Below are 22801 nucleotides of genomic sequence, written 5' to 3' on the forward strand. Positions count from 1 at the left end.
CAAATGTAAACGCATACGTGGCAAGGAGTGTTCGCATGTTTAAGAAATGTATGATTTTAACGTCTTTTCTTTTATTAGCAGGGTGTTCGCAGCAAGCCGTAAGTGAGAATGATGTGACTCATTGGAAGATGACACATATCTCAGATGCAAGTCATTTGTGGCATAAGACAGCTTTGGAGTTCTCAGAGCGAGTAAAAGAAAAAACAGACGGCAAGGTACAAATTGAAGTTTTTCCTAATAGCCAATTAGGAAATGAAGTAGATAGTATTAACAGCATAAAGTTTGGAGCAACAGACTTAACAATTACCGGAGAAACACTTGAGGTATGGACACCAAACGCAATATTGTTAGCGGTTCCATACGCATTTGAAGATGAAGAGCATATGAGGAATGTGATCGAAGGAGACATTGGTCAAACAATTGAAAACGATATCAAAGAGGACGTTGGTCTCACTCCTTTGTTCTACATGGAACGTGCTCCACGAAACCTCACATCGAATACGCCGATCTCTACTCCAGAGGATTTAAGAGGGTTTAGCATGAGAGTACCGAACGTGCCATTGTTTTTAGATACGTGGTCTGAAGCAGGAGCAAAGCCACAGGTTATTAACTTAAATGAAGTCTTTACGGGTCTTCAACAAGGAGTCATTGCCGGTCAAGAGAATCCAAATGACTTAATTTATAGTAACGGATTTTACGAAGTGCAGGACTATTTAAATGTGACAGAGCACGTGCGGTCTTGGATTTATGTAGTCGTTGGAAATGAGCAGCTTAAGAGTTTACCTGAGGATCAACGTCTAGCTGTGGAAGAAGCCGCATTAGAAGCACAGGATTATGCAAGAGATCTTCAAGAGGCTGAGCAAGAAGCTCTTTCAGATTTATTAAAAGAGCGTGGAATGACATTTAATGAAGACGTTGACCAACAAGCGTTTCGTGAAGCGATGTTACCAGCTTTAGAAGAAAATCTTGGGGATGAACAATACGAACTATATTTAGAAATGGTTGAACAAGGATCAGGAATAGAGGTGGATCGTTAATGAAAAAAGCAGCGAAGTTAGATCAACTATTAAACTATTTAACGATCATCTTATTCAGTAGTTTGCTCCTTGTTGTGGTCATTCAAATTATGAGTCGTTACCTTCCTTACAGTGCCATTTGGACAGAAGAGCTTTCAAGGTACTTGTTTGTTTATTCGATTACAGTTGCTGCTCCACTTGCCATTAGAAAGAATGAGTTCATCAAAGTGGATATGCTTTTAACGATGTTACCTGCACATATAAGAAGAATCTATGAATGTGTGACATATGCCATTGTCGGCGTATTTGGAATCATTTTATTTGTGACTGGGATTCGATTCTTTCAATTAGGAACAGAGTTCACATCGCCAACCATTGGCTTTCAGATGAGCTATGTTTATATTTCTGTACCGATTCTTGCGTTTTTAATTGTTCTGTATTCAATTCTTTTTATCATTGATCAATTTACTTTGCCAAAGTCAGAAGGTGAACAACCATGATGTCGATTCTTTTAGTCGGTTCTTTCTTAGTTTTTATTATGATAGGTATTCCGATTGCCTTTAGTTTAGGGCTTGCTTCGCTATTATATCTTTTATTAGCCGGTATTCCATTGACGATTATTCCACAAACCATGTTCTCTGGAATTAATTCATTCGTCTTACTTGCCATTCCTGCCTTTATTCTAGCTGGTAATTTAATGAATGCAGGTGGTATTACCGAGCGAATTATCAATTTTGCAAATGCAGTTGTTGGACATATAAGAGGTGGATTGGCACTTACCAACGTGGCGTCTTCACTTGGATTTGCAGGAATTTCGGGTACTGCCTTATCAGATACAGCGAGTATCGGGTCTGTAATGATTCCGGCTATGAAAAAGCAAGGATATGGATCTGGATTCTCGGCTGCTGTTACATCGATCTCTTCAACTGTCGGTCCAATGCTTCCACCTTCATTACCGATGATTATTATTGGAACCCTTGCAAGCGTATCCATTGGGGATCTCTTTCTAGCAGGTGCCATTCCAGGGATTTTGCTTGCAATAGGATTTCTGATTGTGACATACATTATTTCTGTAAAAAGGGGATATCCAAAAGGAGAACGTCAACCGTTATCTGTTGTAGGTAAGTCATTCTTAGGTGCCTTTTGGGCATTAATCATGGTTGTCATTATCCTTTGGGGAATCTTGGGTGGTTATTTCACACCTACGGAAGCTGCCGTTGTCTGTGTGATCTATGCTTTCATTATTGGTGGCTTTGTCTATAGGGAGCTAAAGCTAAAAGATATTCCTGCATTACTTACAAACACTCTAAGCTCAACAGCGTCCATCTTACTTTTAGTAGGATTTGCAAATCTATTTGGATGGATCTTAGTCAGTGAAGGTGTACCAATTTTAATTGCAGATGGAATTTTATCAATTACTGAAAATCCATTTTTCGTTATTCTTCTTATCGTTATCTTACTTTTAACGATTGGAATGTTTATGGAAACCATTGCTGCATTGGTTATTTTATTCCCAGTTTTATTACCGGTAGCAACGAGTGTAGGAATGGATCCCGTTCACTTTGGTGTTGTTATGGTCTTAACATTAATGATTGGTTTGTCAACTCCACCTGTAGGCGTCTGTCTGTTTGTTGCCTCTAGTTTTGCAAAAGTTCCAATTGGTAAAACGGTGAGGGAGTTAATTCCATACTTTGGAGTAGCCATCTTTATTCTTTTACTAGTCAGTTATATTCCATCACTGTCACTATTTTTACCAAGTTTATTTGAGTAAGGAGATGTTGTACATGCAAGCCATAACTGTAAAAGAGCCAGGAGATTTGCTCATAGAAACAGTCAATAAACCTGAGCTTATAGAAAAGACAGATGTATTAGTGAAAGTAAAGGCTGCAGGAATTTGTGGCTCAGATATGCACATTTATCATGGAAGCAATCCATTCACGGTGTATCCACGAGTCATTGGTCACGAAGTAGCAGGTGTTGTTGAAGAGGTAGGCGAGGATGTTCATGACCTCGCCATTGGGGACACGGTTGCATTAGAACCCATCTCTTATTGCGGCGAATGTTATGCATGCAGGAAAGGCCGCCAGAATGTTTGTGAGAAATTAGAAGTGTTTGGTGTTCATCAAGATGGAGGTATGCGAGAATGGATGGTAGCTCCTGCATTAAAATGGCATAAATTGAACGCAACAATTTCCTATGAAGCGGCTGCCTTAGTTGAACCATTAACCATCGGCGCACAGGCAACATCTCGTGGTGGCGTTGAGGCTGGTGACACCGTATTTATTATGGGGGCAGGACCTACAGGGTTGAGCTGCTTAATCCTTGCTAAACAAAAAGGTGCTAAAGTCTTTATTTCAGATTTCAATCAATCGAGATTAAATTATGCGAAAGAGATTGGTGCAGATGTTCTAATCAACGCTGGAATGGCTGACGTACATGAAGTCATTACCAAGGAAACGAATGGTGAATTGATTAATGTTGTCATTGATGCAGTAGGAACAGCTGAAACGTTTGCGCAGGCGGTAACCCTTGCATCGGTTGCAGGGACAGTTGTAGCTCTTGGTTTTAATGAAAAACCATCGCCAATTGCTTCATTATTTATAACTAAAAAGGAGTTAACGATTGTTGGTTCTAGGCTGCAAGCAAATAAGTTTAAGGAAATGATTCAATTGGTCAACGAGGGAGTATTGAAGCCTGAGGAAATGATTTCCCATAGATATGAGATGGCTAATGTGCAGGAAGCCTTTGATACGCTTGAAAAAGAACCTGACCAAATCAGAAAAATCGTACTTACTTTTTAATTCTAAGAAAGGGTGATTATTGATGAGAATGACATTTAGATGGTATGGAGAAGGAAATGATTCTGTAACTCTTGAACAAATTAAGCAAATCCCTGGAGTAGAAGGACTTGTTTGGGCATTACATGATTTGCCTGCTGGTGTAGTGTGGCCAGTAGAGAAAATTCAAGAAATTAAGGATCAAGCAGATAAATACGGCTTTCACCTCGATGTAGTAGAAAGCGTCAACGTTCACGAAGATATAAAATTAGGACTTCCTTCAAGAGATCAATATATTGAGAATTATAAAGAGACGATTAAAAATCTAGCAAAGTTTGATGTGAAGGTTATTTGCTACAACTTCATGCCCATTTTTGATTGGACGAGAACGGATCTTTTTAAAAAGATGGAGGATGGATCAACTGCTTTATTCTATGAAAAAGCAAAAGTAGATTCCATGAATCCACAAGACTTAATTAAACAAACAACAAGCTCAGGCTTCACCATGCCAGGCTGGGAACCAGAAAGATTAGCTGGAATTGAAAAATCGTTCGAAGCCTATAAAGGGATGTCTGAGGATCAATTATGGGATAACTTGCAATATTTCTTAGAACAGATCCTTCCGATTTGTGAGCAGCATGACATTAAAATGGCGATCCATCCGGATGATCCACCATGGTCTGTATTTGGTCTACCACGCATTATCACAAGTGAAAAGAATGTAGAAAGACTTCTTTCTCTATCAGATAGCCCGTCACATAATATTACGCTGTGTAGTGGATCGCTTGGAGCCAACCCGGAAAATGATATTCCTAAAATCATTCGTCGCTTCCACGACCGAATTCCATTTGCACATATCCGTAACGTCAAAATTTATGAAAACGGAGATTTTATTGAATCTTCTCATCGTACTCAAGATGGATCGGTTGATATCGCTGATGTCGTAAAGGCTTATCATGAAAATGGGTTCACAGGATATGCCCGTCCAGACCACGGTAGACATATTTGGAATGAAGAATGTCGCCCAGGCTATGGCTTGTATGATCGTGCTCTTGGTATAATGCATTTGTGGGGATTATGGGACGCATATGAGAATGTAAAAAAAGGGGGCGACTCACATGCTATCAACTCATAATTCGTTAGCTGGAAAAGTAGCAGTCATCACTGGTGGAAGCGGTGTCTTATGTAGCCAAATGGCAATAGAACTTGCTAGACAAGGGATGAAAGTCGCTATCTTAAATCGTTCAAAAGAAAAAGGAAAAGCACTTGAAGAGGAAATCGTGCATTCCAGGGGGGCAGCATTAGCTGTATCCTGCGACGTATTGAATGAGGAAAGTGTTCAACAAGCGAGTGAGGAAATCTTATCGAAGTTTGGACCATGTCATGTGTTAATAAATGGAGCCGGTGGGAATCACCCTGATGCCATTACATCGAAAGAAACATTCTCTGAATCAGACATTACGGATCCAGAGATTAAGAGCTTCTTCGACATGACCATGACAGGTTTTGATCACGTTTTTAAGTTAAACTTACTTGGAACCGTTTTACCGACTCAAGTTTTTGCAAAGCAAATGATCGACCAAGAGGGAACAACCATTATTAATATTTCATCGATGAGTGCGCCATCACCGATGACAAAAGTACCTGCATACAGTGCAGCAAAAGCAGGAATTGATAACTTTACTCAATGGTTAGCCGTTCATTTTGCAAGCGCAGGCATTCGTGTCAATGCGATCGCTCCAGGCTTTTTCTTAACAGATCAAAATCGCAATCTCTTAACAAATTCAGACGGAAGTTTAACAGAACGTGCTGAGAAGATTATTTCCCACACACCAGCTGGCCGTTTTGGTAAACCTGAAGATCTACTAGGTACTCTTTTATGGCTTGCCGATTCAGAGTATTCAAGGTTTGTAACAGGAATTATTGTACCAGTTGACGGAGGATTTATGTCGTATTCAGGTGTTTAGAAGGGAGAGAGACGAATGGGTGCAGACGTTGTAACGTTTGGAGAAACCATGGTTTTACTTGAAGCAGGTAGCAGTGGACCTCTTCGTTACGTAGAGACATTCACAAAGCGATATGGCGGAGCAGAATCAAATGTGGCAATTGGATTGTCTAAGCTAGGACATCAGTCGCTATGGATGAGCAAGGTTGGAAAGGATGAATTTGGTGAATTCCTGATCCAAAAGATAAGAGGAGAAGGGGTAAACACAGATTTTGTGAAAAGCTACCAAGGTGCACCAACTGGTATGTACCTAAAAGAAATGCGGAGACCGGGAGACCAGCGTGTGGTTTATTACCGCGCTGGTTCAGCGGCTAGCTTCTTTAACGAGAATGATTTAGACGAGGAACAGATCTCACAGGCCAAAATTCTACATCTAACAGGCATCACTGCTCTATTAAGCGAGTCGTGTCGTCAGGCGATGTTCAAAGCGATTGAGATTGCAAAAGAGAATAATGTATACGTTTCCTTTGATCCGAATCTTCGCTTTACATTAATGGGTGAGCTCGGTGAAGATGGAGCCCGTCAAGTGATTCGTCAGTTAGCAGAGAAAGCGGATCTTGTGATGCCAGGACTGGATGAAGCAGAATGGTTATTTGGTACATCTGATGAACAGGAAGTGGCCAATCTATTATTCGAATCTGGCGTGAAAAAAGTGGTTGTAAAAAATGGTGGAGAGTATCAATTTTATGCAGAATCAGGCGGAGAAACGGGCCGAATCCCAAGCTTTAAAGTGAAACAAATCGTTGATGCCATTGGAGCAGGGGATGGATTTGCGGCAGGTGTCCTATCAGGACTTCTTGATAAAAAAAGTCTAGGTGAAGCTGTTCATTTTGCGGCAGCAGTCGGGGCGCTTGTTGTCAGCTCACCTGGTGACATCGAAGGATTACCAACACGTGATGAGGTACTAAATTACATTGAACAAAAAGAAGGAAATGCAGGGGGCGTATTACGATGAGTAGATTTGAAACGTTAATTAGTTCAGGTGTAGTAGCCGTGATTCGGAAACAGCCTAGAGAGAATATTGTTCCTCTAGCAAAGGCACTTGTGAGTGGTGGAGTGTCCGGACTCGAAGTCACAATGGATTCAGAGGATGCACTCGGTGCCATTGCAGAGCTTCGCACTCAGTTTGGTGATGAGGTTGTGATTGGAGCGGGAACCGTACTTGATGCTGAGCAAGCAGTAGCTGCAATTCAAGCTGGCGCTGAATTTATCTTTGCTCCGATCCTACACGAGCCAACCATTCGTGCAGCAAAACGCCATGGAAAGATTATGATTCCAGGAATCTTTACACCAACAGAAGCTCAACAGGCAGTTGAATGGGGGGCAGATATGGTCAAGGCTTTCCCTGCAGACGTATTAGGGCCAGCTTTCATCAAAGCGGTGAAAGGACCTCTATCCCACATTAAAATCATGCCGACTGGTGGAGTGGACTTAGAAACAATTGATGGATTTATCAAAGCCGGTGCATTAGCCGTTGGAGCCGGTGGACCACTTCTACGTAAAGACTTAATCGAAGCCGAAGACTGGTCAGGACTAGAGCAGCACGCCGCAGCATTTGTTAGCCAGGCGAAGAAAAGCTTAGCAGGAAACTAATCACATTTGAATCTCTTATCTACTTTATGTGGGTAAGGGATTTATTCTTTTAAAAAAAAGCTGCCCACTAAGGACAGCTTTCAATTAGCTATTTCTTTCGACACTCACATGAGTCGCCACAGAAATCGCGTTTTTCACAATGCTTAGGTTTCTCATCGTGTTTGTCACACTTCTTATGCTCGTGTTTATCGCATTTTTTATCTTCATGTTTATCGCACTTTTTGTGCTCGTCTTTGTGACCTTTTTTATCTTCGTGTTTATCACACTTGTCATGCTTATCGTGATGCTTGCCGCATGAGCATGAATCAGACTCTTTATCTTCCTTGTCATGCTTTTTCTTCTTGTCCCACTTCTTATCGTGATCGTCGTGATGTTCTTTACGTTTAGGCTTACCAAACATAAAATGATCCCAGTTCATTCAATTCACCCCTTTTAAAAAACTATCTTGCACCATATTGTATGAATCATTTTACAAATGGTTTGGGGAAGTGACTGATTGGACTAGCGAAAGTATTGAAATTGGTCAATTTCATTAAAATGAATGTGTCCAATGCCCTTAATACTTAGACGAACAGGGTAGAAAACAGCCTCTTTCTCTGAGAAGAACCAGACTCTATGTTTCTTCACAAGAATAAACAACCCATTCACATCACCAAGAGGGGAGAAGTACTCATTCCCTTCACGAGCATTCGGAACACCAAGATGATTTAAACCATGGGCAAGAGTTTTGACTTGATTGGATACAATACCGATCTCACTAATGTTTATCACACTTCTAGCGTTAAAATGTGAATTCTTTTGTATCGTTTGGTCTTCATTTCTGGCAATGAACTCAACGATATTCCCAGCTGGATCAGTAAAATAAAGAGCACGAGCATCCCAATTTTTAAAATATACCTCATCACTTTCTTCATGCTTGTTTAAGTTAACGAGTGACTGAACCCATCGCTTAGCTTCTGAAAATTGATCTCGTGGAATATTCATTGCAAAATGATAAAATGGCTTGCTTTCAGAGAATGAGTGATTAAATTCAAGAGTTGTGTAGCCAATTTGTACTTTAAAGGATGAGGTGTTCTCTTCAGTTAAAGCGAATTGTAATGTCTCTGAGTAGAACGCTTTTAACGTCTCTAACTGGTCTGTTAATAAAACTAAGTGCGTTATTTTCATATGTAAAAACTCCTTAAGGTTGATAGCTTTTACTTTATACGTAAAAGCAGATACAGCCATCGGTCATCTTAAGGAATGTATCTACAACTTTAGTCTGAAGAAAAAAAAGGAAAGACCTTCCTTTGCACTTGTAGTAAAATTGTTAACATACAGGCCTCTGTAGCTCTAGAAGGGAAGAGCGCCGGAAAACAATGTGTAACCGGGTCGCAAGGTAAGGGTTTCAGAAGCACCGAAAAGCAAATCAGCTGAGGCAGGTGAAACTCCTAGCCGGTGAAAGTCCGTAGGGAAGCGTGTTCCCCCTAGCCTATGCTTACGAAAGGAGTGCGGGTTCGAATCCCGCCAGAGGCATATCCATCTAGAAGGTAGGAAACTATTTTGGAAAAGAAGATCATTGGTATTGCAATCGTTTTATTTCTGTTAACTGGCTGTGTTCGTAATGCTGATGTTGAACAAGTTGATCAAAAAAAGATTGATAGTACAGAAGAATCTGCTGTAACGGAAGAAGAAACAGTAACAGAAGAAACATTCGTTTTAGAAGAGACTACAACAGAGGAAAAAACTGAGGCAACGAACATTGCATTTGACATAGATCCATTAGTATTCGATGAGTTCACAGTTGAAATGAATTATGTGGAATTGTATCAGAAAGATGGAAAAGAGTATGCTGATGTTTCATTCACTTGGTTAAATCAAGCAGGTGATGGTGCTAAGAAGTTTATGTCACAATCTTTAGTATCTCTATATCAAAATCACACGGATCTTGATGAAATAACAGGAGATTGGGATATTGAGAACTCAAACAGTAGTAGCCTTTACTACGACAATGCAGAGAATGGTGAAGTAAATATCTTTTTAACTTATGAACTTGAAAATAAAGAAGACAATTTGAGGATATTATTTATGCCTATTAATGAGCTAGATGAGGAAGCTCAACAAATTGATTTCAATATAAAGTAAAATTAAAAAACGTCTGTCGATTGGGTATTCGTCTTTTAATTTCCCCATGAACTAATTCTTCTTAAATTTAAGTATTTTCTTATCTTAATGATCTCTCACCACAAACGTTCTCATCAAAAGGTCATACATTGATTGCTTCTTTTTTGTGAAGAGCGCGGTACCGATGTAAAGAAACATCACTGCATAGATCAGAATTTCGATTAGGGTATAAGGTAATGGTACTGAACCCTCGCCAATATACACAAGTCGGTACACTAGAAAGTGGGAGAGCTCCCATGGTAGAAACTTTATGATTGTGCGAATGGTTAATCTGAAAATGGAGACGGATTTTCCGTGTCTATCCACCAAACGAATGTTAGCTTTCTTTTTTCCAAACGATTGTCCAAAGAGGGTTGAATCACTTAGAATAAAGTAAAGTGAGATTGGTAGGGTCACCATCAGAAATCCAGTTAATTGTGCAATAACTAAAGAACCTGCAAAAAAGGTTTGTAGCGAAGGAAAAACAAACAGATTAACGACAGCAAGTAGGGCGAGGTAGCAAATGATTAAAATATAATCGTACATAAATGCTTTAAGTCGAATGAAAAAAGAAGCATAGGTCACATGGACCACCACCATTCTATTTTCTAGTTTTATCAATGCACATTATCTTTTATCCTACCACATTAATTTCCTAATGAATTGACTAAAATGCAGGAGGAACTATGTCTACACTGAAAGCTTATCTCTATACGATTTTGGGAGCTTCCTGCTGGGGACTGATTGGACTTTTTGTCGATCCGCTGTACCAGGAAGGATTTACGCCTTGGGAAGTGGTGGCGATTCGTGGGATTTTTACGTTTGTCATCCTATTTCTTTTTATGAGCATATGGTTTAAAAATCAATTAAGAACAAGAGCGCGAGATCATTTGATCTTTGCTGCTTCAGGTATTTGCAGCATTGCGTTTTTTAATTACTTTTACTTTGAGGTTTTTGCACAGTCAAATCTGTCCCTCGCAGTAACACTTTTATATACAGGACCTATGTTTGTAGCACTGCTTTCAAGAGTTTTCTTTAAAGAGATGCTTACGCCTTATAAAATAACGGCTCTTGTATTGTCATTAATTGGATGTGCGTTTGTTGTACAGCTTCTGCCGTTTGGTACGTCAAGCATACCTGGGTCGGTTATTATTATGGGAGTTCTATCAGGTTTTTTCTATGCATTGTATAGCATTTTTACCAAACCGATTACGAGTAGATATTCTCCGTTAACGATCACAACATACACTTTCTTATATACAAGTGTATTTATGCTTTTGGCCAGTCCCATTACTGAAAAGGCATCTTTGTTCACATCATCGTCTGTTCTAATACCGGCTTTGTTATTGGCGCTTGTTTCAACAGTAGGAGGCTATGTTTTCTATACTACAGGTTTAAAACATCTAGAGGCGAGCAAGGCATCGATTCTTGCAACGATTGAACCCGTTGTTGCCGTCATCTCTAGTGTATTGTTTTTAAATGATGTCTTAGATGGTTGGCAGCTTGTTGGTATTCTTGCTGTTTTGTATTCTGCTATACTAGTTTCAAAGCGAGGACGTACTAAAAGGCGAGCAAGACATGTTGCCTAGAAAAAGGAAGGTTATTTAATATGAATGAATTGACAGATCTTCATGAACATATTTTGAGCGGAAATGTTTCGGAGGCTTTAGAGTTCTATCAAAACATGGACTTTAAACCGTTTTATGATTCAATACTATTTGAAGCATTTGAACAACCGTCCATCTGTTATTATACCTTTGTTTTGTGCTTACTTTCAGAAGACGAAACTGTATCCCTTCATTCCCTAGCTACTAAGCTTCTTATTCATCCACTTTGTCATATGGAAGGGGCTTACTTTTCAGCTCTTTACCATGTTAGAAGATCTTTAGAATTAACTTCTTATCAAAGCATTGAGGACTTAGAGATGTTGCTTTTCTTATCGGAAGTCCCAGATCAGGTTGTCTCCATTGAAGAAGCAACTGATGCTGCTTATAAGATCATAGCGCTCGACCCTACAAACCAAACTACTAAAGAATTTATGAAAAAAATCAAGAAGTGAATGAGAATCCCGCGTAAGTAAATGAATCTTTTGAAAAAGGAGCGATACCATGATTAAAACTGGAATGTGTTCGGTCACATTTCGAGAGGAATCAGTGGATCAGGTGATCAAATGGACAAAAGAGTCAGGTCTTGATGGAATTGAGTGGGGAGCAGATATTCATCTGATTCCGGGCGACCTTGAACAGGCAGTAGACATTGCAGTTAAAACTCAGAAGGTAGGTCTAGAAGTGATGTCCTATGGATCTTATTACAGGGCAGGGGCTACGCAACATGACTATCCCTTTACTTCCATACTTCAAACTGCCAAAAAGCTCGGTGCACCTTCTATTCGAATTTGGGCTGGTGAAGCGGGGTCTGACGAAGTAACGATGTCTGAACGAAAGCAGGTAGTGGAAGACATTCAAGCCGTGGCAACACTTGCTAGTGAGGTTGGTATTGAGGTTCATCTTGAATATCATGGAGGTACGTTAACAGATACGAGCGATAGTGCAAAAAGGTTAATGGAAGAAGTTAATCATTCCAATGTCGCGCTCTACTGGCAACCAGCAGTCGGTCTTAGTGTGGAGGAACGTTTAGCAACCATTCAAGATGTTAAACCATTTATAAGGCATGTGCATGTGTTTCATTGGCAGGAGTATGATCGATTGGCATTGTCTGAAGGCGTGAACGATTGGGAGCTTTATCTTGATCAGCTTTTACTAGAGGATCAATTGTTAAATCAACACTTTTTACTGGAATTTGTAAAGGATGAGGATCCGGCTCAATTTAAACAGGATGCACATATATTAACTGATCTTATTACTCAACTGAAAAAGAGAGTGCTCTTATGAAGAAGGATCTTACTAACCGACTATCACCTATGCAAGCAGCAAAATTATTTGTATCCGAACATTTCTCAGATTGTAATGGAGCAATACTCGCTGGAAGTGTGGTGCGCGGTGAAGCAACGGAAACCTCAGATTTGGATCTTATCATTTTTGATGAAAGCCAATCTTCTTCATTTAGAGAGTCGTTTGTTAAATATGATTGGCCAATTGAAATCTTCGTTCATAACCTTACATCATATAAGACTTTTTTCAAATTGGATTTTGACCAAGCGACGCCTTCAATGCAACGCATGGTTTCAGAAGGGCTAATAATAAAGGACACTGGAATAATCTCTTCTATAAAACAAGAAGCAAATGATCAATTATTGAAAGGACCTGAGCCATGGTCTGATGAAAAAATACGAGAAAAACGGTATTTCATCACAGATACATTAGACGACTTTATTGGAAGTGTCGATAAATCAGAGTCCATTTGTTGTGCAAATACACTTTTTGAATTAGTCGCTAATTTTGTATTACGGACAAGTCGTCATTGGACTGGTACATCAAAGTGGCTCATCCGCTCATTAAGATAGTACGATGCAGATTTCTCGAAGCGATATGTAGAAGCATTTAATCAATTTTATAAATACGGGCATAAAAACCAAGTAGTTGAATTAGTTGATGATGTACTTAAACCGTTTGGAGGACGTTACTTTAATGGATTTTCGTTAGGGAAGAAAAATGTATAAAAAAGAAGTGAGCCACATCGCTCACTTCTTTTTTATTGTTCAAATTGGATTTTCTCGTCCACACTGCCATCCTGCTTATGAATAATAAGCTGCGTTCCTTTATTTTTTGCAATTTCCTTGCCACGTTTGACCGCTTCTGCTTTCGTTTCCATCACATCTGAAGGACGGTCAGCATCCTCAGATTGAACGGCCCAGCCTCCATCTGGATGAGGAGTGACAAATTGTGGCTTCTCATTCAGTTCGGGTCGCGAGGAACTTGAACGGTCATTTGAAGGCTTCACTTGTCCGTTATCTAAAAACGATTGGATCTCTTTTTCACTCGAATTTGAATGCCATTCTTTTGCTTGTTTTGTTGCGATAGGAAGGGCATCTCCTTCTTTATATCCATCATCAATCATACTATTTGCAATCTCAATTGCTTTTTTTCTTGTCGCTTTATTTAGGTTTTTTAATGAATCTGGATAATCATTTAGTGTCCAAGGCATTTTTATCTCCTTCTTTCATGTTTTAGATCTATTTCCGCATTCTCAATCACTCAAACCTTATCCATCCCTTTATCCATGTAACGCACCAAAACAATACGATTATCGCAGATTAGGTTAAAAACTATGTCACGTTTTATCACATAAATCACCAAGTATGAAAAAAGGCTCGTTATGATGATAGAAGATTAAATGAATTCTGAAAAATTGAGGGGTTTGTAGATGCCAATAGAGAAAAGAAGACAACGTCTCGTTTGGATTGGGAATGGAATGGCAGGAATGCGTTCGGTAGAAGAGGTTCTCGCTCTGGAACCGGGTTCTTTTGAGCTTACGATTATCGGCGGTGAGCCAGTCAGAAGTTACAACCGCATACTCCTTTCTTCTGCTCTTCAGGGAGAGGTTTCAGTTGACTCAATTTACTCTCAGCCAGAATCATGGTTTTCAGATCATCATATCAATTTATATTTAGGTGAAACAGTTGAATGGATTGATTCGGATGAAAAAGTGGTCTTAACCGATCATCACCGTACGATTCCCTATGACAAATTAATTATTGCTACGGGTTCTAGACCATTTGTGCTACCGGTACCAGGTCATGATATGGAAGGTGTATTTACATTTCGTACAATGAATGATTGTCTCGAACTCCTTAAGACATCGTCTAAATATAAGCGAGCAACAGTTATTGGTGGTGGTCTTCTTGGCCTTGAAGCTGCTAAAGGTTTCATTCATATGGGGATGAGTGTGGATGTTGTCCACCGAGCTAGCTCGCTAATGGAGCGACAGCTTGATCCAACGGCTGCGGGGCTTCTACAAAAAGAACTCGAAACGCAAGGGATGAGATTTCATCTTGATAAAGAGACAACAAGTATAACCGGTTTTAATCGTGTAGAAAGAGTGAACTTCTCTGACCATAGCTTTATTGATACAGATATTGTTATCATGTCTGCCGGTGTACGACCAAATATCTCTCTTGCAAAAAAGAATGGAATCAAAACAAATCGTGGCATCCTCGTTGATGATCGGATGTGTACATCAGTAACTGACATCTATGCGGTAGGTGAATGTGTAGAACACCGAGAGTTGACTTATGGCATGGTGAAACCTCTTTACGAACAAAGTAAAGTACTTGCCCAAGAGCTATGTGGGTTAGACGGAGCGCTTTTTAGGGGAACGACTCTCTCCACTCAGTTAAAGATTCCTGGTGTGGATCTTTTCTCAGTTGGTGAGGTTACAGAGAGTGGTACAACAAACTCGATCATGTATATGGATGAAGCCAACAGCCTTTATAAACGGTTATTTTTTAAGGGAGATTGTCTTACAGGAGCGATTTTATATGGCAACACAGACGGAAGTACACGGCTCGTTGATTTAGTAGCACAACAAACAGAATTGTCGAGTACTGAAAAAAATCAGCTTTTATACACAGAAGGTGATAGTGACTCGTTTATTGCCGATATGCCTTCAAGTGAACTCATTTGTCAATGCAATGCAGTTTCAAAAAAAGAAATCATTCAAGCAGTACAAAAAGAAGGATTAGCGACAGTTGATGAGGTCAAATCCTGTACAAAAGCAGCAAGCTCATGTGGAGGCTGTAAACCACTTGTTTCCAACCTATTATCCTATATTCAAAGTGATCAATTTGATGAAATAGTGGAGACTGTCCCTGCGCTATGTACTTGTACAACTTATACCGAAGCAGAAATCGTTGAAGGAATGTATAGACACGAGCTTACATCCATTGAAGCTATCCACTCCTTTTATGAGTGGAAGGATACTGGCGGCTGTAATTTTTGCGCCGGCGCACTGACTTATTATTTAAGCGTATTGGATCCCATGTACATCCCTTTTCATTTTAAAGAAAATGCCGTGAAGCAAACAGATGGCAGTTACGCGGTTTCCCTTCCTTTCTATCAAGGAACGAACGATGCAGAGGGGTTTCGGAAAATAGGGCAATACCTTCAGCAATACCCAGAAGCCAGGATGAACATAACTACTTATTCTGAGTTACAGCTGACAGGAATACAAAAGGATGACCTCGCCAATGTTTGGAAGATCTTTTCCCTTCCGAGTAAGGCGCTTTTAGAAAAACGGTTGCTTATCACTAACTCAATTGATCGGTGTGCGTGTAATCAATCTGCTGCACTCACAATTTCTTCAGAAATGAACGACTGGTTCGCATGGATTCCATTGCCAGAGACAACAGAACTTTCAGTGCAGGCTTGTCCACATGGCACGTTACACGGAGATATTCAAATTGCTAAGTCAGTTGTTGGATGGGAGATTCATATTGGAGAAGGCGAAGAGAACCAACTATTTTACATCATGCCAACGGATAAGGAAGTGACTGAATTACTTCCAATTTTAGTTCAATATTATCGGCAAACCGCCTATTTTCAGGAATCAATTGGAAGTTGGATGAACAGGATGGGACAGATTCATGTAAGAGAAATGATTTATGATTCAGGGTTTGCCCTAGATCGAATGGATGATCTTAATAAAACACGAATGTACGTGAAACATCATTTGAACCTAGATATGAAGGAATTGGTTTAACAAAGATGAGTGGGAGTGTTTAGAGTGGCAGATATGCTATTAAGCTACTTTCGAGAGAAACAGAAACATACGCAAAAGGAAAAAGTGTATCCAACACAATGCCCATTTTGCAGTGTTCAGTGCAAAATGCAATTAGTTGAACAAACGAGTGTAACGAGAAAGTCTTATCGAACGGTTGGTTTAATGAATCCAACTTCAAAAGGGAGGCTTTGTATAAAAGGATTAAATGCTCATCAACATACCTTCCATACGGATCGAATCACACACCCTTTACTAAAAAAAGATGGTGAGTTTGTCGAGGTAAGCTGGGACGTGGCACTTCAATACATTGCTAAGAACATTCATGATATCCAGAATGAACATGGAAAGAACGCAATGTCTGTATATGGCAGTGCTTCAATCACAAATGAAGAAGCTTACTTAATGGGAAAGTTCGCAAGGGTAGCACTCCAAACAAAATACATTGATTACAATGGACGATTATGTATGTCTGCCGCTGCATCAGCAGGTGCGCAAACATTTGGCATGGACCGCGGATTAACCAATCGATTGGAAGAAGTCATGTATGCAGAGTGCATCATACTAGCCGGAACAAATATAGCGGAATGTCAGCCGACAATCATGCCATATTTTGAGCAGGCAAAGGAAAATGGAGCTTTTATTATAGCCATTGACCCACGCGAAACGGCAACCACAAAGCTTGCTGACCTTCATTTAAAGCTTAAACCAGGAACAGACGCAGCTCTTGCGAATGGTTTACTCAAAATCATCATTGATGAAAAGTTAATGGATAAGTCTTTTATTGAGAATAGGTCAAATGGTTATGCGGAGGTGGCGCGACATTTAGAAGATCTGTCATTAGATGAAATCAGTGAGAAGACAGGAATTGTAAGGAAAGATCTCTATCGTGCAGCCGTAACATTCGCTAAAAAAGCAACGGGTATGATCTTAACAGCAAGAGGAGTGGAGCAACAAACGGATGGATCTCTTGCAGTAAGAAACTTTCTTAACATTCTGATCGCAACAGGGAAGATTGGAAAACAAGGCTGTGGCTACGGCGCTATAACGGGTCAGAGTAATGGTCAGGGAGCAAGGGAGCATGGTCAAAAAGCAGATCAACTACCAGGATACCGCTCTATTGAAAATGACGAGCATCGAACCTATATCGCCGATGTGTGGGGAGTGGAGGAGCCTGACCTTCCTAGAAAAGGTGTATCAGCGTTTGAAATGATTCAGAAAATGGACCAAGGAGAGATTAAAGGATTATTTCTACTATGCTCTAATCCAATTGTCTCCAATCCCAATGCTCGGTTCGTCAAAAAGGCATTAAAAAAACTAGACTTTCTCGTCGCGGTCGATCTGTTTATGTCAGAAACAGCGAAGCTTGCCGATGTCATTTTACCTACAACTTCTTATCTTGAAGACGAAGGTACCATGACCAACTTAGAAGGGAGAGTTACTTTACGCGAAGCAGCAAAATCAGCTCCAGGAGAAGCGAGACATGACTGGCAAATTATCTGTGATGTTGCAAAAGCTTTGGATAAGGAACGGTTCTTTTCTTATTCCTGTGCCGAAGATATTTTCAACGAGTTAAGGCTAGCAAGTAAAGGTGGTATAGCAGATTATTCTGGTATCACTTATAACAGATTACGTGGGAATGAAGGAATTCTTTGGCCCTGTCCGTCTGAAGACCATCCTGGAACAGGGCGATTGTTTGAAGAGTCTTTCGCCCATCCGAACGGAAAAGCAGTGATGGTTGTTGTACCAAATGAACCGATGATTGTTAAGGAAAAGCCTTGCGCGGAGTATCCGCTATATCTAACAACAGGAAGAGTGATGGCCCATTATTTAACCGGGGTGCAAACAAGAAAAAGTTCGTCTCTTGCAGCAAGACACTTTGAATCATTTATGGAAATTCATCCAGAAACAGCGAAGCAAATGAACATTACAGATCAGACGCTTGTACGAATCTCATCAAGGCGCGGTTCAATTGTGGTAAGAAGTAAATGGACTGCTACTATTCGCAAAGATACGGTCTTTGTTCCGTTTCATTGGGACGAGTCACAAAACGTGAATCGGCTTGTAGAAGACAAGCTTGATCCGACATGCCGAATGCCAGGCTTTAAGGTGAGTGCTGTTCAAGTAGAACTTCTAGATAGTCAAAGCTAAATCAAATAGGAGTGAGAGAGATGAAACTATCAGACTTAAAAAAGAGTGGCCATGCCCCTTCACTGTTTTCTGCTTTTTTATACTTTGATGTCAGCTTTATGATTTGGGTTATGCTTGGCGCGCTTGGTGTGTACATTACAAATGACTTTGGACTTTCTGCTTCTCAACTCGGGTTAATTGTCGCTATTCCTATACTTACAGGGTCTGTATTCCGAATTATAATGGGCGTACTAACCGACCGTTTTGGTCCTAAGAAAACAAGTATTGGCGGAATGATTGTCACGATGATTCCTCTACTTTGGGGATGGCTACTTGGAACATCCATCGCTGAGCTTTATCTAATCGGCATCCTATTAGGTGTAGCCGGTGCGAGTTTCTCAGCATCTCTTCCGATGGCAAGTCGCTGGTATCCACCAGAATTACAAGGTCTTGCCATGGGGATTGCAGGTGCAGGTAATAGTGGAACCCTACTTGCCACGTTGTTTGGTCCTAGACTCGCCGAGATTGTAGGCTGGAACGGTGTGATGGGTCTAGCGTTAATTCCACTCTCACTCGTTTTACTTTCATACATGCTTATGGCAAAGGAACCACCGAATCAACCAAAACCAAAACCATTAAAAGAATACTTTAAAGTCTTTAAAGAACGTGATACATGGTTTTTCTGCTTATTGTACAGTGTAACTTTTGGAGGGTTTGTCGGATTATCCAGCTTCCTTAGTTACTTTTTTGTGAGCCAATACACCTTATCTCCAGTAAGAGCCGGAGAGTTTGTAACAATCGTTGTAGCAGCAGGCAGTTTCCTTCGTCCAGTAGGTGGATTCATCGCTGACAAAATTGGCGGTGCAAAATTACTCTACTTCTTATTTGTTGGAATGACAATCTGTATGCTGACTGTAAGTACTTTGCCACCACTTCTATTTGTAACGATTGCTCTTTTTGTGGGAATGGGTTGCCTTGGAATGGGTAATGGTGCAGTTTTTCAATTAGTCCCTCAACGCTTTCAGAAGGAGATCGGGATGGTAACGGGAATTGTTGGAGCAGCTGGAGGAATTGGTGGGTTTTTCCTGCCAAATATTCTAGGAGTCTTAAGAGACTTGACGGGTACGTACGCAAGTGGTTTTATTGTATTTGCGATGGTCACACTGTTAGCTATAGGAATCCTGGCCTTCGCGCAGGCATCCTGGAGAAAACAGTGGAAGGTTGCAAAGGCAAATAAAAAAGCGATTCAAGTATAACCAATAGGAGAGTCTAAAGAGTAAGGAATGGTGAAGAATGGTTGCCATCTAAAAGGGTTTAAGAGAGGTTTTGTAGAAGATCTTCTCTAGATCTAAGCTCTAGACTCTTCTTTTAGTTATAGAAAGAAAGGTTGTTTCCTATTAAATACAAACCAAAAAAAGATTTATGGTATGGTCTTATGTTGTTACCAATAAGCTTATTTTGCCTCTTATTTGGTTTGATCTTCCCGTTTTATTTTGAAGCAGATGTAGTCGCTGTTATTGTCATATCAACGATCTTTTTTCCTTTTGGTGTATACGGAATATGGTGTTGGTTTGGTACTTCATATGTAATCAACGAAGAACAATTGATCATAAAGCAAGGACCATTTCGAAAAGCAATAAACGTTAACGAGATTGAATTCATTGAAAAAAATAGTCATCCATTACTGACTAGTGCTGCGCTAACTTTTGATAGTTATGTCATTCAATATAAACCTTACAAAACAGTCATTATAGCACCTGAGGAGATCGAGAGTTTTGTAGAAGTTCTCCAGATTAGAATAGGAGGACATGTTAATAAGATAAAGGGTATGTAAGGAGTTGCAGGATGAAGAATTTTCTTTTAATGATTGCATTTATGTTTTTTGGAATAGTAGGTGGATATGTCGTCCCCTTATTTCTACATGATATTGTTGGTTTTCCTATTGAACTGCCAATATGTGTGTTACTTGGTTTAGTATTATCCATGCAAGTCTTAAATTACATGACTCAAACTGGCTTGTTAGAAAAGATAGTTAAGAGAATAACATGAACATAAAGACATTCTTATTTTATAGAAGTCGTTTATTCTTCTTTCTTTTGCCCATAATAAAAAAGAAAATGCTCCAAACAAGAGTTGTTAAGATTAAAGGAGAAATCAAAAAAGCAATTATTAACAATGAAGAGCCGTGCCCTGACATTGTATCTGGTACCTCACCATATCTTGATAATTCATCGGTGTAATTAGCAAACTTGGACCTTCCATTGGCTTCTATCACAAAGTGAAGAATAAAAAGAATGACTGGAGGCGCAAAAACATATATTTTGTCTTTAGCCTATTTAAAAATAGGATAGATTATTGGAAACGAAACGGCTAAATAAATAAAAAAATAAATAGCAAAAGTAATACCCCCTCCAAAACCACACTTCCCATAAAGTAGCATCACTTCTAACAGGGACTCCATCTCTCCTCTATAAAAAAAGTATTGAATCCTTCAATTAATATCGTCTGTATAACTTCCCATAAGACCCTAAATGAATGGTAATATATAGATTATACATAATGTTGCGGAGGGGAGAAAGATGAAGGTCATTTTTTTATTCGGCCCACAAGCAGTTGGTAAAATGACAATCGGAGAGGTCCTATCAAAAGAACTTGAATTACCGTTATTATTTAATCACATGACTTTAGATGTTATTGCTCCTTTTTTAGGATGGACGAAAAAAACGTTTGAGTTGTCCAATCAATTAAGGAAAGATATTTTTCGTGAGGTGGTTGCACAAAAAGATAACAATGGACTGATATTCACATTTGTATGGGCACTCGATCATAAGGAAGATTGTGAAGAAGTAGAGCGCTTTAAACGGATTTTTACCGATTCTGGAATTGACGTTTTATTTGTAGAACTAGAAACCACTCTAAAGGAACGCTTACGACGAAACCAATCAGAGAATCGTTTGGCTAAAAAGCCTTCAAAAAGAAATGTTAAGCAAAGTGAAGAGGAGCTTTTAACAAGTAATCAAAAGCACCGGCTGAACTCGTTACCGGGCGAAATAAAAGAACCCTATTATTATCGCTTGAATGTGACAAATATTAGTGCGGGAGAGGCTGCTAGAAAGATCATTTCTGAGAATCAACTGTATTTAAAAATAGGATGTTCCGAATGAACTGTTTAGGCTGCCGATTAGCAAATAAAAAAGAACCTATTCACTTAATTTATGAAAACGATTTAATTAGTTGTTTCTTAGATCATGATCCATTCAACGCAGGTCACACATTAATTCTTCCAAAAGATCATGTGGAAGATTTAGATGAACTAGATGAAGCGACTGCTCAATCGATTTTAAAAGCGTCTATGAATCTATCTAAGATTCTAAAATTGCTATACAAGCCTGATGGAATAACCATTTGTCAAAATGGAGGCGTGTTTAGTGAATTAACACATTTTCATTTGCATGTTGTTCCGCGCTTTAAAGATCAATCGTTTGCTACGTTTTATTCTGATGAGCCGTTTAATAATGAGCATCTTAAGCAGCGATTTGTAACGATTAAAAACCAATTAAAGAAAGCATTAAATGAGATGTAAGCTTGGGGGTAAGAACATGAATATTGAAGAACAACTTTATCATGCTGCAAATGAACTACTTAACACTCGTTATCCAACGGGTTGGGGAGGAGCTGCTGCTTTGGCACTGGAGGATGGAACGATTCTAACAAGTGTAGCCCCTGAAGTAATTAATGCAAGTACAGAATTATGTATAGAAACGGGTGCTATTCTTGAGGCTCATAAATGGAATAAGCGCGTAACACATTCTATTTGCTTAGCTCGAGAAGATGAGGGCGCGAAACCAAAGGTTCTAACTCCGTGTGGCGTCTGCCAGGAAAGACTCTTTTATTGGGGAGATGAGGTGCGAGTGGCGGTTACAAAGCCTGAGTCGGACTTAGAGTTTAAAGCTCTCTCCATCGTTCAGCCTTATCACTGGAGAAAAGCATATATAGGAGATCAGGTATGAATCTAGTAAATGGCTCGAAGGATATGTTAGAAGAAATCCTATCTCGCCCTCTTTTTGCACATTTATCTACGGTAGAGAAGAACGAACCACATGATTCACCAGTATGGTTTTTGTGGGAGAATGAAAGGATATGGATTCTGGGAAGCTACCAATCTAATTCATTTACAAGACGTATTGAAAAGGAATCTAATTGCGCAGTAGGTATTGTAGATTTTAATCGAGAGACTGGACTTGTTCATCACGTAGGTTTACGTGGAAAAGCAGAGCTCCAATCTCATCAAGAGGATAAAGTAAAGAGGTTATTTACCAAATACATGGGACATGAAAAACACTGGGATCCTAGATTTAAAGCAGTTTTAGGTGACTCTGACTGGTTACTCGTTTGTTTTACGCCGAATTCAGTTGTGGTGAGAGATCAATCGTATCAACTCATTAAATAATTTCATATACCGT

The 22801-nt window shown here is 39.7% G+C and carries 26 protein-coding genes; 22 read left to right on the forward strand and 4 right to left on the reverse strand.

What is annotated here, in order from left to right; all coding sequences use genetic code 11:
* The first annotated feature begins 35 nt into the window (after positions 1 to 35).
* From JNO66_RS02165 to JNO66_RS02200, 8 genes are read left to right on the forward strand one after another with little or no spacing between them, the layout of a single operon-like run.
* Positions 36 to 1037: a TRAP transporter substrate-binding protein gene (locus JNO66_RS02165; protein WP_203086554.1), complete on the forward strand. Its 1002-nt coding sequence runs from the start codon at positions 36 to 38 to the stop codon at positions 1035 to 1037.
* The gene (locus JNO66_RS02170) at positions 1037 to 1516 is read left to right on the forward strand and encodes a TRAP transporter small permease (RefSeq protein ID WP_203086555.1); all 480 of its coding nucleotides are present in this window, start codon (positions 1037 to 1039) and stop codon (positions 1514 to 1516) included. The genes JNO66_RS02165 and JNO66_RS02170 overlap by 1 nt, the downstream gene beginning before the upstream one ends.
* Entirely contained in the window at positions 1513 to 2787 is a 1275-nt protein-coding gene (locus tag JNO66_RS02175) for a TRAP transporter large permease (RefSeq protein ID WP_203086556.1), read from the forward strand. Before JNO66_RS02170 ends, JNO66_RS02175 begins: the two co-directional genes overlap by 4 nt.
* Before the next feature lie 13 nt (positions 2788 to 2800).
* On the forward strand, positions 2801 to 3817 hold the full coding sequence (locus JNO66_RS02180; protein WP_203086557.1) for a zinc-binding alcohol dehydrogenase family protein: 1017 nt from the start codon (positions 2801 to 2803) through the stop codon (positions 3815 to 3817).
* A 22-nt stretch (positions 3818 to 3839) separates the two neighbouring features.
* Positions 3840 to 4928, forward strand: a complete 1089-nt coding sequence (uxuA, locus tag JNO66_RS02185) for a mannonate dehydratase (protein WP_203086558.1) — start codon at positions 3840 to 3842, stop codon at positions 4926 to 4928.
* The gene (locus JNO66_RS02190; RefSeq protein WP_203086559.1) at positions 4912 to 5760 is read left to right on the forward strand and encodes an SDR family oxidoreductase; all 849 of its coding nucleotides are present in this window, start codon (positions 4912 to 4914) and stop codon (positions 5758 to 5760) included. Before uxuA ends, JNO66_RS02190 begins: the two co-directional genes overlap by 17 nt.
* Before the next feature lie 15 nt (positions 5761 to 5775).
* Positions 5776 to 6753: a sugar kinase gene (locus JNO66_RS02195; RefSeq protein ID WP_203086560.1), complete on the forward strand. Its 978-nt coding sequence runs from the start codon at positions 5776 to 5778 to the stop codon at positions 6751 to 6753.
* Positions 6750 to 7391 carry a bifunctional 4-hydroxy-2-oxoglutarate aldolase/2-dehydro-3-deoxy-phosphogluconate aldolase gene (locus JNO66_RS02200; RefSeq protein ID WP_203086561.1) on the forward strand — a complete coding sequence of 214 codons (642 nt, stop codon included), beginning with the start codon at positions 6750 to 6752 and terminating at the stop codon, positions 7389 to 7391. Before JNO66_RS02195 ends, JNO66_RS02200 begins: the two co-directional genes overlap by 4 nt.
* Before the next feature lie 88 nt (positions 7392 to 7479).
* On the opposite strand, the gene JNO66_RS02205 is transcribed toward JNO66_RS02200, so the two are convergent.
* Together JNO66_RS02205 and JNO66_RS02210 are read right to left on the reverse strand one after the other, a co-directional pair.
* On the reverse strand, positions 7480 to 7809 hold the full coding sequence (locus JNO66_RS02205) for a hypothetical protein (protein ID WP_203086562.1): 330 nt from the start codon (positions 7807 to 7809) through the stop codon (positions 7480 to 7482).
* Positions 7810 to 7892: 83 nt separating this feature from the next.
* Positions 7893 to 8558 (reverse strand): VOC family protein, encoded by a 666-nt coding sequence (locus JNO66_RS02210; protein WP_203086563.1) that lies wholly within the window; start codon positions 8556 to 8558, stop codon positions 7893 to 7895.
* 375 nt (positions 8559 to 8933) lie between these two features.
* Here JNO66_RS02210 and JNO66_RS02215 point away from each other — a divergent pair, with 375 nt between their 5' ends.
* Positions 8934 to 9515, forward strand: a complete 582-nt coding sequence (locus JNO66_RS02215) for a hypothetical protein (RefSeq protein ID WP_203086564.1) — start codon at positions 8934 to 8936, stop codon at positions 9513 to 9515.
* 84 nt (positions 9516 to 9599) lie between these two features.
* Here JNO66_RS02215 and JNO66_RS02220 read toward each other — a convergent pair whose 3' ends face one another.
* A complete protein-coding gene (locus tag JNO66_RS02220) occupies positions 9600 to 10154 on the reverse strand; it encodes an RDD family protein (protein ID WP_246483150.1) in 555 nt (184 codons plus the stop codon).
* A 65-nt stretch (positions 10155 to 10219) separates the two neighbouring features.
* Here JNO66_RS02220 and JNO66_RS02225 point away from each other — a divergent pair, with 65 nt between their 5' ends.
* Genes JNO66_RS02225 through JNO66_RS02240 form a run of 4 tightly spaced genes read left to right on the forward strand, consistent with a single transcriptional unit; the run spans position 10220 to position 12996 of the window.
* Positions 10220 to 11122 carry a DMT family transporter gene (locus JNO66_RS02225; RefSeq protein ID WP_203086565.1) on the forward strand — a complete coding sequence of 301 codons (903 nt, stop codon included), beginning with the start codon at positions 10220 to 10222 and terminating at the stop codon, positions 11120 to 11122.
* A gap of 20 nt (positions 11123 to 11142) precedes the next feature.
* Positions 11143 to 11592, forward strand: a complete 450-nt coding sequence (locus JNO66_RS02230) for a hypothetical protein (RefSeq protein WP_203086566.1) — start codon at positions 11143 to 11145, stop codon at positions 11590 to 11592.
* Positions 11593 to 11641: 49 nt separating this feature from the next.
* Entirely contained in the window at positions 11642 to 12424 is a 783-nt protein-coding gene (locus JNO66_RS02235; protein ID WP_210340746.1) for a sugar phosphate isomerase/epimerase family protein, read from the forward strand.
* Positions 12421 to 12996, forward strand: coding sequence for a nucleotidyltransferase domain-containing protein (locus tag JNO66_RS02240; protein WP_307730675.1), 576 nt, complete (start codon positions 12421 to 12423; stop codon positions 12994 to 12996). The genes JNO66_RS02235 and JNO66_RS02240 overlap by 4 nt, the downstream gene beginning before the upstream one ends.
* 188 nt (positions 12997 to 13184) lie before the next feature.
* Here the strand turns inward: JNO66_RS02240 and JNO66_RS02245 are convergent, their stop codons facing one another.
* The gene (locus JNO66_RS02245) at positions 13185 to 13637 is read right to left on the reverse strand and encodes a DUF2188 domain-containing protein (protein ID WP_203086567.1); all 453 of its coding nucleotides are present in this window, start codon (positions 13635 to 13637) and stop codon (positions 13185 to 13187) included.
* 219 nt (positions 13638 to 13856) lie between these two features.
* Between JNO66_RS02245 and nirB the strand changes: the two genes are divergently transcribed.
* The 9 genes from nirB (at position 13857) to JNO66_RS02290 (ending at position 22788) form a co-directional block, all read left to right on the forward strand.
* Positions 13857 to 16190 (forward strand): nitrite reductase large subunit NirB, encoded by a 2334-nt coding sequence (gene nirB / locus JNO66_RS02250; RefSeq protein WP_203086568.1) that lies wholly within the window; start codon positions 13857 to 13859, stop codon positions 16188 to 16190.
* A 24-nt stretch (positions 16191 to 16214) separates the two neighbouring features.
* Positions 16215 to 18359 (forward strand): assimilatory nitrate reductase catalytic subunit NasC, encoded by a 2145-nt coding sequence (gene nasC / locus JNO66_RS02255; protein ID WP_203086569.1) that lies wholly within the window; start codon positions 16215 to 16217, stop codon positions 18357 to 18359.
* Positions 18360 to 18379: 20 nt separating this feature from the next.
* A complete protein-coding gene (locus JNO66_RS02260) occupies positions 18380 to 19594 on the forward strand; it encodes a nitrate/nitrite transporter (RefSeq protein ID WP_203086570.1) in 1215 nt (404 codons plus the stop codon).
* Positions 19595 to 19773: 179 nt separating this feature from the next.
* Positions 19774 to 20172 carry a PH domain-containing protein gene (locus JNO66_RS02265; protein ID WP_203086571.1) on the forward strand — a complete coding sequence of 133 codons (399 nt, stop codon included), beginning with the start codon at positions 19774 to 19776 and terminating at the stop codon, positions 20170 to 20172.
* Positions 20173 to 20183: 11 nt separating this feature from the next.
* A complete protein-coding gene (locus tag JNO66_RS02270) occupies positions 20184 to 20387 on the forward strand; it encodes a hypothetical protein (RefSeq protein WP_203086572.1) in 204 nt (67 codons plus the stop codon).
* Between the two features lie 530 nt (positions 20388 to 20917).
* Positions 20918 to 21502: a DEAD/DEAH box helicase family protein gene (locus tag JNO66_RS02275; protein WP_203086573.1), complete on the forward strand. Its 585-nt coding sequence runs from the start codon at positions 20918 to 20920 to the stop codon at positions 21500 to 21502.
* Positions 21499 to 21921, forward strand: coding sequence for an HIT family protein (locus tag JNO66_RS02280; protein ID WP_203086574.1), 423 nt, complete (start codon positions 21499 to 21501; stop codon positions 21919 to 21921). Before JNO66_RS02275 ends, JNO66_RS02280 begins: the two co-directional genes overlap by 4 nt.
* Before the next feature lie 16 nt (positions 21922 to 21937).
* Entirely contained in the window at positions 21938 to 22348 is a 411-nt protein-coding gene (locus JNO66_RS02285) for a cytidine deaminase (RefSeq protein WP_203086575.1), read from the forward strand.
* Positions 22345 to 22788 (forward strand): pyridoxamine 5'-phosphate oxidase family protein, encoded by a 444-nt coding sequence (locus JNO66_RS02290; protein ID WP_203086576.1) that lies wholly within the window; start codon positions 22345 to 22347, stop codon positions 22786 to 22788. The genes JNO66_RS02285 and JNO66_RS02290 overlap by 4 nt, the downstream gene beginning before the upstream one ends.
* The last annotated feature ends 13 nt before the right edge of the window (positions 22789 to 22801 follow it).

Source organism: Alkalicoccobacillus gibsonii, from assembly GCF_016798245.1.
GTDB lineage: Bacteria > Bacillota > Bacilli > Bacillales > Bacillaceae_D > Alkalicoccobacillus > Alkalicoccobacillus gibsonii.

Coding starts and splice junctions, on each gene's coding strand:
- JNO66_RS02235 (WP_210340746.1), top strand. CDS start 11,642: ATGATTAAAACTGGAATGTGTTCGGTCACATTTCGAGAGGAATCAGTG.
- JNO66_RS02170 (WP_203086555.1), top strand. CDS start 1,037: ATGAAAAAAGCAGCGAAGTTAGATCAACTATTAAACTATTTAACGATC.
- JNO66_RS02165 (WP_203086554.1), top strand. CDS start 36: ATGTTTAAGAAATGTATGATTTTAACGTCTTTTCTTTTATTAGCAGGG.
- JNO66_RS02195 (WP_203086560.1), top strand. CDS start 5,776: ATGGGTGCAGACGTTGTAACGTTTGGAGAAACCATGGTTTTACTTGAA.
- JNO66_RS02245 (WP_203086567.1), bottom strand. CDS start 13,637: ATGCCTTGGACACTAAATGATTATCCAGATTCATTAAAAAACCTAAAT.
- JNO66_RS02290 (WP_203086576.1), top strand. CDS start 22,345: ATGAATCTAGTAAATGGCTCGAAGGATATGTTAGAAGAAATCCTATCT.
- JNO66_RS02200 (WP_203086561.1), top strand. CDS start 6,750: ATGAGTAGATTTGAAACGTTAATTAGTTCAGGTGTAGTAGCCGTGATT.
- JNO66_RS02280 (WP_203086574.1), top strand. CDS start 21,499: ATGAACTGTTTAGGCTGCCGATTAGCAAATAAAAAAGAACCTATTCAC.
- JNO66_RS02175 (WP_203086556.1), top strand. CDS start 1,513: ATGATGTCGATTCTTTTAGTCGGTTCTTTCTTAGTTTTTATTATGATA.
- JNO66_RS02225 (WP_203086565.1), top strand. CDS start 10,220: ATGTCTACACTGAAAGCTTATCTCTATACGATTTTGGGAGCTTCCTGC.
- JNO66_RS02230 (WP_203086566.1), top strand. CDS start 11,143: ATGAATGAATTGACAGATCTTCATGAACATATTTTGAGCGGAAATGTT.
- JNO66_RS02260 (WP_203086570.1), top strand. CDS start 18,380: ATGAAACTATCAGACTTAAAAAAGAGTGGCCATGCCCCTTCACTGTTT.
- nirB (WP_203086568.1), top strand. CDS start 13,857: ATGCCAATAGAGAAAAGAAGACAACGTCTCGTTTGGATTGGGAATGGA.
- uxuA (WP_203086558.1), top strand. CDS start 3,840: ATGAGAATGACATTTAGATGGTATGGAGAAGGAAATGATTCTGTAACT.
- JNO66_RS02270 (WP_203086572.1), top strand. CDS start 20,184: ATGAAGAATTTTCTTTTAATGATTGCATTTATGTTTTTTGGAATAGTA.
- JNO66_RS02265 (WP_203086571.1), top strand. CDS start 19,774: ATGTTGTTACCAATAAGCTTATTTTGCCTCTTATTTGGTTTGATCTTC.
- JNO66_RS02275 (WP_203086573.1), top strand. CDS start 20,918: ATGAAGGTCATTTTTTTATTCGGCCCACAAGCAGTTGGTAAAATGACA.
- JNO66_RS02190 (WP_203086559.1), top strand. CDS start 4,912: ATGCTATCAACTCATAATTCGTTAGCTGGAAAAGTAGCAGTCATCACT.
- JNO66_RS02210 (WP_203086563.1), bottom strand. CDS start 8,558: ATGAAAATAACGCACTTAGTTTTATTAACAGACCAGTTAGAGACGTTA.
- JNO66_RS02285 (WP_203086575.1), top strand. CDS start 21,938: ATGAATATTGAAGAACAACTTTATCATGCTGCAAATGAACTACTTAAC.
- JNO66_RS02180 (WP_203086557.1), top strand. CDS start 2,801: ATGCAAGCCATAACTGTAAAAGAGCCAGGAGATTTGCTCATAGAAACA.
- JNO66_RS02240 (WP_307730675.1), top strand. CDS start 12,421: ATGAAGAAGGATCTTACTAACCGACTATCACCTATGCAAGCAGCAAAA.
- JNO66_RS02205 (WP_203086562.1), bottom strand. CDS start 7,809: ATGAACTGGGATCATTTTATGTTTGGTAAGCCTAAACGTAAAGAACAT.